This is a genomic window from Streptomyces spiralis (assembly GCF_014654675.1).
Taxonomy (GTDB): Bacteria; Actinomycetota; Actinomycetes; order Streptomycetales; family Streptomycetaceae; genus Streptomyces; species Streptomyces spiralis.
In genome coordinates this window covers 71,975-86,716 of record NZ_BNBC01000017.1, presented here as the reverse complement: position 1 = coordinate 86,716, position 14,742 = coordinate 71,975, and the positions used below count along the sequence as shown (strand labels likewise).

Below are 14,742 nucleotides of genomic sequence, written 5' to 3'. Positions count from 1 at the left end.
CCTGCCGCATGACGAACCGGCGGTAACCGACCGTTACGATCCCTGTCGTCCGGAGTATGCCCACCAGCGGCCCTCGTGCCGGTTCACGGCGATGGGACGGCCGAAGCAGGCGGTCAGCCAGGTGCCGGTCAGCGTCTCCTCCACCGGGCCCCGGGTCAGGATCCGGCCCTCGCGCAGCAGCAGCGCGTGGCTGACGGCAGGGGAGAGCTCCTCGAGGTGGTGGGTGACCGTCACGGTGGCGAGCCGCGGACGGCCCTCGGCCAGCCGGTGCATGGCCTCGACGAGATCCTCGCGGGAGGGCAGGTCCAGGGCGTTGAACGGCTCGTCCAGGAGCAGCAGGGCCGGATCCGCCATCAGCGCCCTGGCGATGAGGATGCGCGCCCGCTGTCCGCCCGAGCAGACGCCGTACGGCCGGTCCGCCAGTTCCTTGATCTCCAGTTCCGCCAGGAGCTCGTGCGCCCGCTGCCGTACGGCCTCGTCGTACATCCGCCACAGCGGCTGCACGGTGCCGGTGTGACCGGTCAGCACGACCGTGTGGGCGTCGAGGTCCTGGGGCACGCGCTGGGCGGAGGTCACATGCCCGATGCGGGCGCGCAGTTCCCGTACGTCGACCCGGCCGAGCCGGCTGCCCAGCACCTCGACGCTGCCGGTGGTGGGATGCATCAGGGCGCCGAGCAGCCGCAGAAGTGTGGTCTTGCCGGCACCGTTGGCGCCCAGCAGCGCCCAGTGCTCACCGGGCCGGACCGTCCAGTCGACGCCGTCGAGGATCACCTGGTCGGTGGTGTAGCGGCGTACGCCCACCTCCCGGAGCGCGACGACGGCCCCCGGGCCCGCTGCCGGTTCCCGCTCTGCGGTCTCCTCCGTCATCAGCCGTCTCCCCTCGACGCGTTCGGGCCGGCCCGCTCGCCTTCGCCGCGCCGGCACCGCAGACGGTAGATGTATTCGGCAGGTTGTCGCCGGGCTGTCCGGTTGATGGACGGTTGGTAAGCGGTTGGCCGGATGGGCGGCCGGACGTCAGGGCCGGGGCGTGTGTGACGGAGATGACAGGAATTGCCTGGGCGTGTCCGGCCGGAAGTGGGGTACACGCAGCCCGGTGAACAGTGAAGGCGGTGGACATGGATTCGGTACTCCTCGGAGGTGAAGGCAGGGCCTCGGACGCCGGAGCGCCGAGGGCGGCGGCGGCCCTCTGCGGGGACGCCACCTGCATCGCCGAGGCCCGCCGTCTCGCGGCCGGGTTTCTGACCCGGGTGCGGACCGAGCACGGCCTGCCGGTCTCGGACCGGGCCATGGACGTGACCCAGCTGGTGGTCAGCGAACTGGTCACCAATGCCCGCAAGTACGCCGCCGGACCCATCCTGATGGACCTGCTGGTCGCCGGTGACACGGTGGAGGTCGCGGTCTGGGACAGCGATCCGGTGCTGCCGGTGGCCCGCGCCGCCGACCCGGGCCGGGTCGGGCAGCACGGCCTGGAGATCGTGCTGGCGGTCGTGCAGGGGTTCGAGGCGCGGCGGGAGCCCGTGGGCAAACGCGTCATCGCCCGCATCGCCCTGCTCGACGGCCAGGGCGGCGACGCGTCCGCCGTCAGGACTTGAGGTCCTGCCTGTCGCCCATCACCACGACCGGGTGCTGTCGCGGGTCGAGGGTGCGCAGCAGGTACCGCATCGCAGACTTGGACAGGCTCACACACGCCGAGGTGCCGCTGCCGTGGTCCATGTGCAGCCAGATGCTGCCGCCCTTGCTCTGCCCTTCGGGCCGTGTGGGGTCGTTGGGTGAGGTGCCCTTGACCCGGTTGTAGTCGATGGCGATGACGTAGTCGAAGTCGTGCCAGTAGGCCTTGCCCCAGGAGTGGGGTGCCTGGAACGAGGCGGACCTGGTGTACGGCAGCCTGGCCCCGGGGTCGTCCAGGACACCGCCCGCGTCGCTCAGCGTGAACACCCCGACGGGGCTGCGCTTGTCGCCCTCGTGGTGGTCCGTGGTCCAGCCCTTCCGGCCGTTGTGCGCCGCCCAGGACTGCTCGCGCTTCCAGGTGGAGCCGTCCTTGGCGAAGAGCTCGACGGTCGAGTCGGGCGAGTCGGGTCCGGCGCCGTAGACGGCGACGACCTGGCGGGAGCCGGCGGGTACGCGCTGCCACAGCCGGTCGCCGATGTCGGGTACGCGCTCGAAGGAGGTGGGCGGCGGCGGTGCGTCGTCGGTGCGGCGACCGCTGCCCGCCGCGCCCTTCGCGTCCCGGTCACCGGAACCGCCGCAGGACGTCAGGGACATCGTCACCGCACCGCACAGGGCCACCAGGGCGGCCGTGCGTATCGCACCGCTTTTTCGCATGGCGCCCATGATTCCACCGCGCCGCGGGCGCTTTGTCCCCGGCCCACCGCAGGGGTCCCGTCACCCGAATGGGCGTCCGTGGCAGCGTGGGTGGGGCTGATCGGGTGTCTCCTGGAGTGAGAGAGGCGTCCATCAAGGGAGCCGATCATGTATGAGATGTGTGCAGGAGTCGACAAACCCGGCGGCGCATTGGTGTGGCATGTCATGGCCAAGAACGCGGCCAGGACATTGTGCGGTCGTCGGCTCGGCCAACGCGTCGACGGCGCGAGCGCACAGCGGGCTGGTCACTGTTCCACGTGCATGGCCCTGTTCGGGAAGCTGATGACGGCACCACCGGCCGTCGGCTCTCCCGCCGGCACGGACCACTGACGGTCCGCGCCCGAAGGCCTGCCCCGCCAGGGCAGGCCTTCGTCCTGTCCGTACGTCCGTCTTCGGTCAACGGTTTGACCAACTTCTGGCAAGGTGGCCCCATTTGGCATCCCGGCGGCGGCCGATGGGTAACACTGAGCGGCGGAGGGGGGAGGTGCGCGGCGGCGCTGTGCCGTCGTGCCGTCCCGAAGTGTCACGCCCGCCTTGGGGAAGGCGGCGAGGGGACCAGTCGGGGGGATGCATGACGCAGTCGCTTCCGGGGCAACGCCCTGCCCGAAAGAAGGCGTTCACCGGGGAACAGGAGCTTCCGGTCGCCGTGATCGGCGCCGGTCCGTACGGCCTGTCCGTCGCCGCCCATCTGCGGGCGCACGGTGTGCCGGTGCGGGTCTTCGGCGAGGTCATGGGCAGCTGGCGGCACGCCATGGCGACCGGGATGTTCCTGAAGTCGACCCCGGACGCCGTCGATCTGTCCGCGCCGGAGCCCGGCGGGCGGCTGGCGGACTTCCTCCGGGTGCACGGCGAGCCGGAGCTGACCGAGCTGACACCGATCCCGTGCGACGTTTTCGTCCGCTACGGGCAGTGGTTCCAGAAGCGGTACGTCGGTGAGGTGGAGGCGGCGCGGGTGGTGGCCGTGGACCGCGCGGCCGACGGCTCCGGATTCGCCGTACGTCTGGACGACGGAGAGGAGCTCGCGGCCCGGTCCGTCGTCGTGGCCACGGGCCTGAACGGGCTGGCCCACATACCGCGCGAGCTGCGGCGTCTCGCGCCCGAGGGGCCGGGCCCCGAAGCGCTGGTGTCGCACACCAGCCACCACACCGACCTCTCCCGCTACGCGGGCCGGCGGGTCGCCGTGATCGGCGGCGGCCAGTCCGCGCTGGAGAGCGCGGCACTGCTGAACGAGGCGGGTGCCCGGGCGCAGGTGCTGGTGCGGGAGCGGAGCCTGCTGTGGGGGACGACTCCCACCCTGACCAGGCCGTGGCCGCTGCGGATCACCCGGCCCGCCTCGCCGCTGGGCACCGGCTGGATCCTGGCCGCGGTTTGTCGGGCCCCGGGCGGGGTGCGGCACCTGCCCGCCGCCGCCCGGCTGCTGCTCTTCCGGCGTGCGCTGCGGCCCTCGGGCGGATGGTGGCTGCGCAACCGGGTCGAGGGGGTCGTACCGGTGCGCACGGCGTGCCGGGTCACTGGAGCCGAGGCGGCCGGGGGCGGCGTCCGGCTGGACCTCGCCGGGCCGGGCCGCGCGGCGGAGACCCTCGCCGTCGACCACGTGCTGGCCGCCACCGGATACCGCCTCGATCTGGACGCGGTCCCCTTCCTGTCACCGGCGGTGCGCGGCGCGCTGGAGCACGTGCCGGGTTCGAAGGCGCCCCGGCTGTCCGCCGGCTTCGAGTCGTCGGTGCCGGGTCTGCACTTCACCGGATCGCTGGCCGCCCCGGTGTTCGGCCCCATGATGCGCTTCGTCGCCGGTGTGGAGTACGCGGCCACACGGGTCGCCCGGGCCCTGGCCGGCCGTGCGGCTGCCCGCTGAGGACACCGGACGAGCCCGGCGGGACCCGAGGAGGTTGCCTAAGAATTTTAGGAAAGCGCATAATCCCTTCAGGGAAACGAAGGGATGGCAGCCGTGCCGCGCGCTGGACTCACCACCGAACGACTGGTCCGGGCGGGAGCCGATCTGGCCGACGAGGTCGGCTTCGACCAGGTGACCGTGTCGGCGCTGGCCAGACGGTTCGACGTCAAGGTCGCCAGCCTGTACTCGCACCTGAAGAACTCCCAGGACCTCAGGACCAGGATCGCCCTGCTGGCGCTGGAGGAGCTCGCCGACCGGGCCGCCGACGCCCTGGCCGGGCGGGCCGGCCGGGACGCCCTGGCCGCGTTCGCGGACGTCTACCGCGACTACGCGCGCGCACACCCCGGCCGCTACGCCGCCGCCCGGCTCCGCCTCGACCCCGAGACGGCCGCCGCGAGCGCGGGCGTGCGGCAGGCGCAGATGATGCGGGCGATCCTGCGCGGCTACGACCTGCCGGAACCGGACCAGACGCACGCCGTCCGCCTGCTGGGCTCCGTCTTCCACGGCTACGTCAGCCTGGAGCTGGCCGGAGGCTTCAGCCACAGCTCCCCCGACCCGCAGGACACCTGGGCCTGGATCCTGGACCACCTGGACACCCTGCTCCGCGGCCGGCCCGCCTCCTGAACCAGCCCGCCGCGACCTCTGCAACCGGCCCTGACCGGCCGATCCCGTGATCCACGCCACCTGATTCCCGCCATCTTCGTGATATCCATCACGCAGGATTATCGGCTCAAGCCGTGACGACTCGGGCAAGTCGATGCTAGAAAGGCCAGATGGCAGACCGTTTTGCCCGTCTTCGACGGATATCGCGGCGGTCGCTGGGTGGAAAGAGTCCGCGAAGCGTCGCCGGACAGATGTTCCTCCTGCAGGTGGCCCTCGTGGTGCTGCTCGTGGCCTTCGCCGTCTTCGCTCTCCTCATGCAGTCGGAGCGGGACACCAGCGCCGAGGCCAAGCGCCGCTCCATCGCCGTCGCCCAGACCTTCGCGCACTCCCCGGGAGTCCTCACCGCACTGAAGGCCCCCCACCCGTCGGCCGTGCTCCAGCCGCTGACCGAGGCGGGGCGCAAGGCCGCCGGCGTGGACTTCATCGTGGTCATGGACACCCACGGCATCCGCTACACCCACCCCATACCCGATCGCATCGGCAAGCGCTTCGTCGGCACGATCGGACCGTCCCTGGCGGGCAAGGTCTACACGGAGAGCGTCCACGGACCGCTCGGTGAGGAGATGCAGGCCACCGTCCCCGTCGACAATGCAGACGGCCATGTGGTGGCCCTGGTCTCCGCCGGACTGAAGGTCAAGAACGTCACCAGCCAGGTGGACCGGCAGATCCCGCTCATCCTCACCGCCGGAGCGGTCGCGCTCGGCGTGGCCACCGGCGTGACGGCGCTCGTGGGCAGGCGGCTGCGCCGCCAGACCCACAGCCTCGCCCCGGACGAGATGAGGCGCATGTACGACCACCACGACGCGGTGCTGCACTCCGTGCGCGAAGGAGTGCTCATCGTCGGCGACGACGGACGGCTGCTGCTCGCGAACGACGAGGCCCGACGGCTGCTGGACCTGCCCCCGGACGCGGAGGGCCGGTACGTGACGCAGCTGTCGGGCCTGGAGCCCGAGACCGTCTCGCTGCTCGCCTCCGGCCGCGAGGCCACCGACGAGGTCCACCTCGCCGGCGGCCTGCTGCTCGCCGTCAACCAGCGGCCCACGGACCGTGACGGAGGCCCCAGGGGCACGGTCGTCACCCTGCGCGACTCCACCGAACTCCAGGCCCTCTCCGGCCGGGCCGAGGTCGCTCGTGAGCGGCTCAAACTCCTGTACGACGCCGGCCTGGGCATCGGCACCACCCTCGACGTGACCCGCACCGCCGACGAACTCGCGCAGGTCGCCGTCCCCCGCTTCGCCGACTTCGTCACCGTCGACCTCGCCGACGGCGTGCTGCACGGCGAGGAGCCGGGCCCCACCGCGGCCGGGGTCCGGCGGATCACCGTGCACGGCGTCCGCGACGACCATCCGCTCTACGAGAAGGGCCGGCTGATCGACTTCCTGCCCTCCACCCCCCAGGGCCGCGGCTTCGGCACCGGCCGCTCCGAGCTGGTGACCGACCTGCTGACCGCCGACGGCTGGTATCTCCAGGACCCGGAGCGCGCCGCACGGATGGTGGACTACGGCATCCACTCGCTCATCACGGCCCCCATCCTGGCCCGCGGTGTCGTGCTCGGCGTGGTCAACTTCTGGCGCATCAAGGAGCACGGCCCCTTCGACGTGGAGGAGCTGTCCCTGGCCGAGGAGCTGGTGGCCCGCGCCGCCGTCAGCATCGACAACGCCCGCCGCTACTCCCGCGAGCACGCCATGGCCGTCACCCTCCAGCGCAGCCTGCTGCCGCGGGCGCTGCCCGAGCAGAGCGCCATCGAGGCCGGCTACCGCTACCTGCCCGCCCAGTCGGGCGTCAGCGGCGACTGGTTCGACGTGATCCCCCTGCCCGGCGGCCGGGTCGCGCTGGTCGTCGGAGACGTCGTCGGCCACGGACTGCACGCCGCCGCCACCATGGGCCGGCTGCGCACCGCGGTGCACAACTTCTCCACCCTCGACCTGCCCCCCGACGAACTCCTCAGCCACCTGGACGACCTCGTCGGCCGGATCGACCAGGACGAGGCCTGCCCGGAGGCCGCCGCGGGCGTCGTCGGCGCCACCTGCCTCTACGCGATCTACGACCCCGTGACCCGCCGCTGCGCCATGGCCCGCGCGGGACACCTGGCGCCCGTGCTGGTCCACCCGGACGGCAGCGCCACCTTCCCCGACCTGCCCTTCGGACCGCCCCTCGGCCTCGGCGGCATGCCGTTCCGCACGGCCGAGGTGGAACTGGAGGAGGGAACCCAGCTCGTGCTGTACACCGACGGCCTGATCGAGGACCGCAACCGTGACCTGGACGAGGGGATGGAACTGCTGCGCGTGGCCCTCGCCGGTCACCCCGACCGGCCCCCGGAGCAGAGCTGCCAGGCCGTGCTGGAGTCGCTGCTGCCCCCGCGGCCCAAGGACGACGTCGCTTTGCTGATCGCCCGCACCCGGGCGCTGCCGTCCGACCGGATCGCCGACTGGGACGTGCCGGCCGACCCGGCCGCCGTCGCCCGGATCCGCGACGCGGCCAGCGCGACACTCGAGGAGTGGGGCCTCGGCGAGCTCGCCTTCGGCATGGAGCTCGTCCTGAGCGAACTCGTCACCAACGCCCTGCGCTACGGCTCCGAGCCCATCCATGTGCGGCTGATCCACGACCGCACCCTCATCTGCGAGGTGTCCGACGGCAGCAGCACCTCACCGCACCTGCGGTACGCCGCGACCACCGAGGAGGGCGGCCGGGGACTGTTCCTGGTGTCCCAGATGACCGAGCGCTGGGGCACCCGCTACACCCCTCAGGGCAAGGTGATCTGGGCGGAACTGGCCCTGCCGGACGACTCCTGGGGCTGCTGAGAGCGGGCCACCGACACGATCACCTCCCGCAGCCGCTCGACGTACAGCCGCAGGTTCTTGTGCGCGACATCGGTGTCCGGGTAGCGGCTCGCGAACTGCAACCCCTCGTGGAGCCGGGTGACCCACGCGCACACCTGGTCGCCGTAGGACACCCGGAGCAGGCCGTAGGCCTTCAGTTCCGTCCAGCGCTCCGAGCCCGGGATGCCCCGGGCGTCGACGAACGAGACGATCGAGTACAGGTCGGGCGAGGTGGGACGGAAGTCCGAGCCGAGCAGGCGCAGCACGCGGGCGAGCGGCATCCGGGCCAGCGACCTGTTGGCGCGCAACTGGGCGCTCACCATCCGCAGCAGGCTGTCGAAGTCGGGTGCCTGGTCGGTGTGGATCTCCACCGGGGCGCCGCCGACGTACCAGCCCACCGACTCCAGCCACCGGGAGTTCCGCCTGGTGTGGAACGGCACGACCGTGCGGTACACCGGCCGGCCGCCGATCTCGTGGACGATGAGGCTGGTGGCCGCCAGGACACCGACCAGGCTCCCGCCGAAGGGGCGGCAGTACGCCTCGAACGCCGCCGCGTCCTCGGCGTCCACCAGCATCTCCCGCATGAGCTTCTGCCGGGGCAGCCGCCCGCCGGGCTCCAGACCGAGGTCGACGGGGAAGTTCGGCAGCCTGCCGTCGCAGCGGTCGATGAACTCCCGCCACCGCTCGACGACCGCGTCCGTGCCGTCGATCTCGTCCGCGCTGGTGCGCTCGGTCCGGCAGAAGTCGACATAGCTGCCGGCCGGTTCGCGTTCGGGGCGGATGCCCCCGGCGCCCGCGGCGTACAGCTCGTGGATCTCGGCCGGAATGCGCTGCACGGAGTAGGCGTCGACGTTGCTGTGGTCGAAGGCCATGTACACGCTGGCGCCGTCCTCCCTGACCACGGCCGTGTACAGGAAGTTCGGCCAGCGCAGCGCGTCCGCCGCCACGTCGAAGCGATCCTGCAGATACCGCACCAGCACGTCCGCGTCGCGGAACTCGCCGATCGTCTCGCGGCGCAGCGACACGTCGGCGGCGTCCAGCGTGAACCGGCGCATGTCGTCGCCGACCCAGCGGAAGCCGCTGCGCAGCGTCTCGTGCCGGAGCATCCAGCCGCGCAGCGCCTCCTGAAGGACGTCCAGGTCGACTCTGCCCGGGATGTCGAACGCGGTGCCCAGCCAGGTCGGCACGAACAGGCCGTCCTCCCGCACGGACCTGGCCGTCCTGATGTGCGACTCCTGGATGTACGCCGGTGGCCGGGAGTCGTCGGGCAGACCGGTCGCGGCCCGCACGGCCGCCGGATCGAGACTCCATTCGACGAGCAGCCCGGGCCGGACCTCGCAGCGCTGGATGTCGGTCATACGCAAGGGAAGCCTCCGTTGCATGGGGGTACAGGGAAGCAACTGCGTAGAGGCACGGGTGGTTGCGGGTGGTCACCGGCCGGGTCCGCGGGGCGGCCGCGCCGTCCGGGGCCGGCCCGGGGCCCGGGTCGTGCCCGGAGCCGGCCCCGCGAGGCGTCACCGGGCGGGCGCCACCTGCGCGGTGCGCGTCGCCCGGGGCAGGGTCAGCACGGCGGCGAAGCCGAGGACCGCGACCGTGGCGAAGAAGTAGAAGCCCCACGGGTGGCCAATGCCCGCGGTGACCAGGGCGCCGGTGATCGACGGGCCGACGATCGAGCCGATCCGGCCGATCCCGGAGGCCGAGCCCAGGGCGGTGCCGCGGACGGCGGCCGGGTAGTACGCGGTCACATAGGCGTAGACGAGCACCTGTGCGGAGAAGACGAACACGCCCGTGCAGAAGACGACGGTGTTGAGCAGCAGGTCGCTGTCCATCTTGACGCTCAGGCAGGCCAGCATGAGCACCGAGACCGCGAACCAGACGAGCGTGGTGCCCTTGATGCCCCGCCGGTCGGCGACGAGGCCGCCCACGACCAGTCCGACGACACCGCCGGCGTTGAGCACCAGCAGCTGGGTGACGGCCGTGGGGACGGGGTAGCCGGCGTCGTTCATCAGCTTCGGCAGCCAGGTGTTGAGGCCGTAGACGAGCAGCAGCCCCATGAAGGAGGCGACCCAGACCCCGATGCCCGCGCGCAGGTACGCCGGCTTCAGCAGCTCCGTGAACGGCACCCGGTGCGCGCCCTCCGACTCCTTGGCGCGGACGAACGCCTCCGACTCCGGCAGCCGGAACCACTGGACGGCGGCGATGACGAGACCGGCGGCGCCGAGGACGTAGAAGAGTATCTGCCAGTTGTCGGTCACCTGGAGCGCGAGCAGCGAGGTGATCACGGCGCCGGTGTGGTAGCCGGTCATGGTCAGCGTGCTGGCCCGGGCCCGGCGTGCGGCCGGCATGTGCTCGGCCATCATCGTCAGCGACACCGGCATGCAGGCGCCGAGGCCGACGCCGGCGATCAGGCGCAGCAGGGCGAACATCGTCACCGAGCCGGCCAGCGGCACCAGCAGGGTGAACACGGAGAACAGCACGACCGACCCGATGAGCAGCAGCCGCCGCCCCAGCCGGTCGGCCAGCGGCCCGACGCACACCGCGCCGATGGCCACGCCGACCAGCGACAGCGTCGCGATCGTGGTGGCGTCACCGGCGGTCATGCCGAGGTGATGGGTGCGGAGCAGGACCGGGATGATCGCGCCGAGGACGACGAGGTCGTATCCCTCGAGCATGACGGTGATCCAGCACAGGACGACGGTCCAGGCGTTGCGCCCGGTGGTGCCTCTCTGTGCCGGTGTGCGGGACGAGACGGTGGATGTCATCGGGACATACCCCCCAGGGGGACGGGTGCGGGCGGACGGGAGCGGGGTGGATCGGGGTGGGTGTCAGAACGGGTAGTCGGCGATGTCCGGGCGGACCGTGACCCACTGGGTCTCGGTGAAGGCCTCGACATTGGCGGCCGCGCCGCCGAACCGGGAGCCGGTGCCGGAGGCCTTGACCCCACCGAAGGGCGCGTTGGGCTCGTCGCTGACGGTCTGCTCGTTGATGTGGACCTTGCCGGAGTCGATCCGGTCGGCGAGCTTCATCGCCGTGCCGACGTCGCCGAGGATGCCGACGGACAGCCCGTACTCGCAGTCGTTGACGATCTCCGCGGCCTCCTCCAGCGTGGCGAAGCCGGTCACGGGCGCCACGGGGCCGAAGATCTCCTCGCGCCAGGCCGGCATGTCGGGGCGCACCCCGGTCAGGACGGTCGCCCGGTAGCCGGCGCCGACGATCTCGCCGCCCGCCGCGAGGGTCGCGCCCGCCGCGACGGACTCGGTGACGATGCCGTGCACCCGCTCCAGCTGACGCCGGTCGATGAGCGGGCCGAGCGCCACGTCCTCGCGGGCCGGGTCGCCCACTGGCAGCGCCTTCGCCTTCGCGGCCAGCGCGGCCGTGTACTCCGTCAGCAGCGACTCGTGGACGATGTGACGGCCGGTCGTCATGCAGATCTGCCCCTGGTGCAGATACGAGCCGAACGCTCCGGCCGACGCCGCCTTGTGCACATCCGCGCCCGGCAGCACCACCAGTGCGTTGTTGCCGCCCAGCTCCAGATGGGCCCGCTTGAGCAGCCGGCCCGCCCGCTCGCCGATCGCCCGCCCGACCGCCGTGGACCCGGTGAAGGAGACCACCCGCACCTCGGGGGCCTCGACGACCGCCTGGCCGACCGCGCCGTCACCCGGCAGCAGGTGCAGCACCCCGGCCGGCAGCCCGGCCTCCTCGAAGATCCGCGCGATGACCACGCCACCGCTCACCGCGGTGCGCGGATCCGGCTTGAGCAGGACCGCGTTGCCCAGGGCGAGCGCGGGCGCCACCGAGCGCAGACCAAGGATCAGCGGGAAGTTGAAGGGCGCGATGACGCTCACGACACCGGCCGGGCGGCGCCGGGCGAGCGACCAGCGGGCCTCCTCCGAGGTCAGCACCTCGCCCTGCGGATGCGTCGGCAGCCCCGCGCACTCGAAGCACTCGCCCACCGCGAGCCCCACCTCGAAGCCCGCCTTGGCCCGCACCGAACCGGCCTCGCGCACCAGCCAGTCCTCCACCTCCGCGGCGTGCTCGGCGAACAGCTCGCCCGCCCGGCGCAGCACCGCCGCCCGCCGCTGCGGGGAGGTCTCCGCCCACGCCCGCTGCGCCTCGGCCGCCCGCGCGGCGGCCCGGCCGACGTCCTCGGCCGTCGCCAGACCCACCGTCGCGAGCTGGTCGCCGGTCGCCGGCTCGACGACCGGCTGCTCGGCGGCGGAGCTCCGCCAGCCGTCGCTGAAGAACTTCTTCGCCCAGACGTCGCTGTCCAGGAGTGCCATCGGTGTCCCTTTCGTCGTAGCGGTTCATCGGACTGCCCGGATGCGGCCAGGGCCGGGCAGGTGGTGCTCAGGAGGGAGTGGTGAGGGCCGTGTCGACCTGGACGAGCCGCGGCCCGTCGGGGCGTTCGGCGAGGACGGCCCGCAGCTCCTCGACGCCGCCCACCTGCCGCGCGCCGACCCCGTAGCCCTCCGCGATCCGGGTGAAGTCCAGGCCCGGGATGTCCAGGCCGGGGGCGTCCGGCACACCGAGCAGCCCGCCGAACCAGCGCAGCGCGCCGTACGTCCCGTTGCGCAGCAGCACGATCGTCAGCGGAACGCGGTGCTGGGCGGCCGTCCACAGCGCGGTGATGCCGTAGTTGGCCGAACCGTCCCCGATCACCCCCACGACCGGCCGGTCCGGCTGGGCCAGCGCGACCCCGACCGCGCCGGGCAGCCCGAACCCCAGCCCGCCGGCCGCCGGGAAGTAGTAGGAGCCCGGCCGGCGCAGATCCATCTGGCGCCACCAGGAGGAGTTCGTCGAGGTCGACTCGACCACGTACGCGGTGTCCTCGGGCAGCCGGTCGCGCAGCGCCGCGAAGACCTCCTCGGGGTGCAGCAGCGGCCGCTCGGCGGCCGGCGGCTCGGGCACCGGCCGGTACGGGCCCGTGGGCGCGGCGGGGGAGCCGAGCCGCTTGATCAGCAGGTCGATCACCGCGCCCGGGTCGGCGACCAGCGCCTCGCCCATCGGCGCCCGCGCGGCAGCGGAGGCGTCCTCGGTCACCTGGATCAGCCGGGTGCCCTCCGGCAGGTACCGGCCCGGCTGGTACTCGTGGTACCGGAACACCGGCGCGCCCAGCACCAGCACGAGGTCGTGCCCTTCCAGCGCCTGGCACACGGGCGCGATCCCGGCCGGCAGCACCCCGCGGAACAGCGGATGCCGGTTGGGGAAGGGCAGCCGGAACAGCGAGGGCGCCGCCCAGACCGGCCCGCCCAGGCGCTCGGCCAGCCGCACGGCGTCGTCGAACAGGCCGGCCGAGTCGATGTCGCCGCCCAGCACCAGCGCGGGCCGCTCGGCGGCGGCCACGCGCTCGACGAGCCGGCGGGCCTGCTCCCCGTCCGGTACACGGGCCCGCTCGACCCGCCGGTCCAGCACGGCCAGGCAGTTGTCGTCGACGTCGGCCGCCCAGTCGTCGTAGGGCACCGACAGATACGTCGGCCGCCGCTGCAGCTCGGCCTCGAACACGGCCTGCGCGAGCGCGCGCGGCACGTCCTCGGCGCACGCGGGCTCCGCCGCCCAGCCGACCAGCGGCTTCATCAGCGAGGGCGCGTCCACGTTGGTCAGGTTGGCCTCCGGGCCGACGGCGGGGCGCACCTGCTGTCCGGCCACGACCACCAGCGGGGTCCGCGAGGCCACCGCATTGGTCAGCGCGCCCATCGCGTTCCCGGAGCCGGCGGCCGCGTGCAGGTTGACCAGCACGGGTCGGCCGGTCGCCTGGGCGTAACCGTCGGCCATGCCGACGACCGCCCCCTCGTGCAGACCCAGGACGTAGCGGAAACCCTCCGGCAGGCCGGCCAGGAACGGCAGCTCGTTGGAGCCGGGATTGCCGAAGACGGTGGTGAGCCCCTGGCGCCGCAGGAACTCGTGAGAGACATGACGTACGGAGGACACGGACGTTCCTTTCAGGTGATGCGACGCACGCTAGGCAAGGCCCGACATGGGCACCAATAAATGTTCCCGAGCAGCGATATAGAGTTCCTCGATATGAGGACCATGCGGAGCTTCGACCTCAATCTCGCGCGGGTGTTCGTGCTGCTGTACGAGACCGGCAGCGTCACGGCCACCGCGGAGACCCTCCACGTCACCCAGCCCACCGTCAGCTACAGCCTGGGCAAGCTGCGCCGGCACTTCGACGACGAACTGTTCCGGCGCACGGGACGCGGTCTGACGCCCACCGCCGGCGCCCGCCGGCTGTACGAGCCACTGCGGCGGGCCCTGGCCGAGATCGACGGCACCATCCGCCAGGCCGACGCCTTCGACCCCGCCACCATGCCGGGCCGTTTCACGCTGGCCCTCTCCGACCTCGGCGAGGCCACCCTGCTGCCCCGCCTCCTGGCGGCGGCCCGCGAGCGCGCGCCCCGGGTGTCGTTCATCGTCCGGCCGCTCGACGTGGACGACGCCGAGCAGCAGCTGCGCCGCGGCGACCTCGACGCCTTCGTGGCCACCCCGGTGCTGACCTCCCACCGGACCGTGCGGATCCCGCTCTTCCACGAGCGCTACGTCTGCATGGTGGCCGCCGACCACCCCCGGATCCGGGGCGAGGCGGTCACCCTGGAGGAGCTCGCCGCCGAGCACCACGCCACCGTCTTCGGCTCCAGCGGGCACGTCGTGCCGCGGGCCGTTCTCGCCACGCACGACCTGCTGGACCGTGTGGTGGTCGACGCCACCCGCTTCTCGATGCTGCCCTACCTGCTGGAACAGACCGACCTGATCGCCATCGTCCCCGAGTACGTCGGCGAGGTCTTCACCGCGTCCCACCGGCTGCGGCTGGTCCGGCTGCCCTTCGAGACCGAGCCGATCGAGGTCGCCCTCTACGCCCGGCACGAGTCCTCCCGCAGCCCCTCCCAGCGGTGGCTGGTGCAGTTCATGGCCGAGGTGCTGGGGGAGCGGGTGAGCCCGGCGCAGCTCCCGCCGTACGCGGTCGGGCCCGAACGGCCGGCCCGGCCCGTCTGACCCACGCGCCGTGTA

General features: G+C 72.6%; 11 protein-coding genes. 5 read left to right on the top strand and 6 right to left on the bottom strand.

The features are described from left to right. Nucleotides 1-33 precede the first annotated feature (33 nt). Complete coding sequence (locus tag IE318_RS19085; RefSeq protein WP_189901912.1) at nt 34-867, bottom strand: ABC transporter ATP-binding protein; 834 nt, start codon at nt 865-867, stop codon at nt 34-36. 248 nt (nt 868-1,115) lie between these two features. Between IE318_RS19085 and IE318_RS19080 the strand changes: the two genes are divergently transcribed. Further along, a complete protein-coding gene (locus IE318_RS19080; RefSeq protein WP_189901910.1) occupies nt 1,116-1,592 on the top strand; it encodes an ATP-binding protein in 477 nt (158 codons plus the stop codon). Here the strand turns inward: IE318_RS19080 and IE318_RS19075 are convergent. Continuing rightward, on the bottom strand, nt 1,582-2,322 hold the full coding sequence (locus IE318_RS19075; RefSeq protein WP_189901908.1) for a L,D-transpeptidase family protein: 741 nt from the start codon (nt 2,320-2,322) through the stop codon (nt 1,582-1,584). The genes IE318_RS19080 and IE318_RS19075 overlap by 11 nt on opposite strands. A 610-nt stretch (nt 2,323-2,932) precedes the next feature. Here IE318_RS19075 and IE318_RS19070 point away from each other — a divergent pair. From IE318_RS19070 to IE318_RS19060, 3 genes are all read left to right on the top strand, one after another. Then, nucleotides 2,933-4,216, top strand: coding sequence for an FAD-dependent oxidoreductase (locus IE318_RS19070; protein WP_189901906.1), 1,284 nt, complete (start codon nt 2,933-2,935; stop codon nt 4,214-4,216). Nucleotides 4,217-4,309: 93 nt separating this feature from the next. Beyond that, nucleotides 4,310-4,879: a TetR/AcrR family transcriptional regulator gene (locus IE318_RS19065; protein WP_189902087.1), complete on the top strand. Its 570-nt coding sequence runs from the start codon at nt 4,310-4,312 to the stop codon at nt 4,877-4,879. A 230-nt stretch (nt 4,880-5,109) separates the two neighbouring features. Further along, nucleotides 5,110-7,719 (top strand): SpoIIE family protein phosphatase, encoded by a 2,610-nt coding sequence (locus tag IE318_RS19060; RefSeq protein ID WP_229903594.1) that lies wholly within the window; start codon nt 5,110-5,112, stop codon nt 7,717-7,719. On the opposite strand, the gene IE318_RS19055 is transcribed toward IE318_RS19060, so the two are convergent. The 4 genes from IE318_RS19055 to mdlC all read right to left on the bottom strand — a co-directional run bounded on the left by IE318_RS19055 (nt 7,662) and on the right by mdlC (nt 13,665). Further along, the gene (locus IE318_RS19055) at nt 7,662-9,101 is read right to left on the bottom strand and encodes a condensation domain-containing protein (protein WP_189901902.1); all 1,440 of its coding nucleotides are present in this window, start codon (nt 9,099-9,101) and stop codon (nt 7,662-7,664) included. The two genes, IE318_RS19060 and IE318_RS19055, sit on opposite strands and share 58 nt — an antisense overlap. A gap of 150 nt (nt 9,102-9,251) precedes the next feature. Next, nucleotides 9,252-10,499 (bottom strand): MFS transporter, encoded by a 1,248-nt coding sequence (locus tag IE318_RS19050; RefSeq protein ID WP_189901900.1) that lies wholly within the window; start codon nt 10,497-10,499, stop codon nt 9,252-9,254. A 63-nt stretch (nt 10,500-10,562) separates the two neighbouring features. After that, entirely contained in the window at nt 10,563-12,017 is a 1,455-nt protein-coding gene (locus IE318_RS19045) for a benzaldehyde dehydrogenase (protein ID WP_189901898.1), read from the bottom strand. 67 nt (nt 12,018-12,084) lie between these two features. After that, a complete protein-coding gene (gene mdlC / locus IE318_RS19040; protein WP_030173541.1) occupies nt 12,085-13,665 on the bottom strand; it encodes a benzoylformate decarboxylase in 1,581 nt (526 codons plus the stop codon). Between the two features lie 102 nt (nt 13,666-13,767). Here mdlC and IE318_RS19035 point away from each other — a divergent pair, with 102 nt between their 5' ends. Then, nucleotides 13,768-14,727 carry a LysR family transcriptional regulator gene (locus IE318_RS19035; protein ID WP_030173545.1) on the top strand — a complete coding sequence of 320 codons (960 nt, stop codon included), beginning with the start codon at nt 13,768-13,770 and terminating at the stop codon, nt 14,725-14,727. Nucleotides 14,728-14,742: the final 15 nt, after the last annotated feature.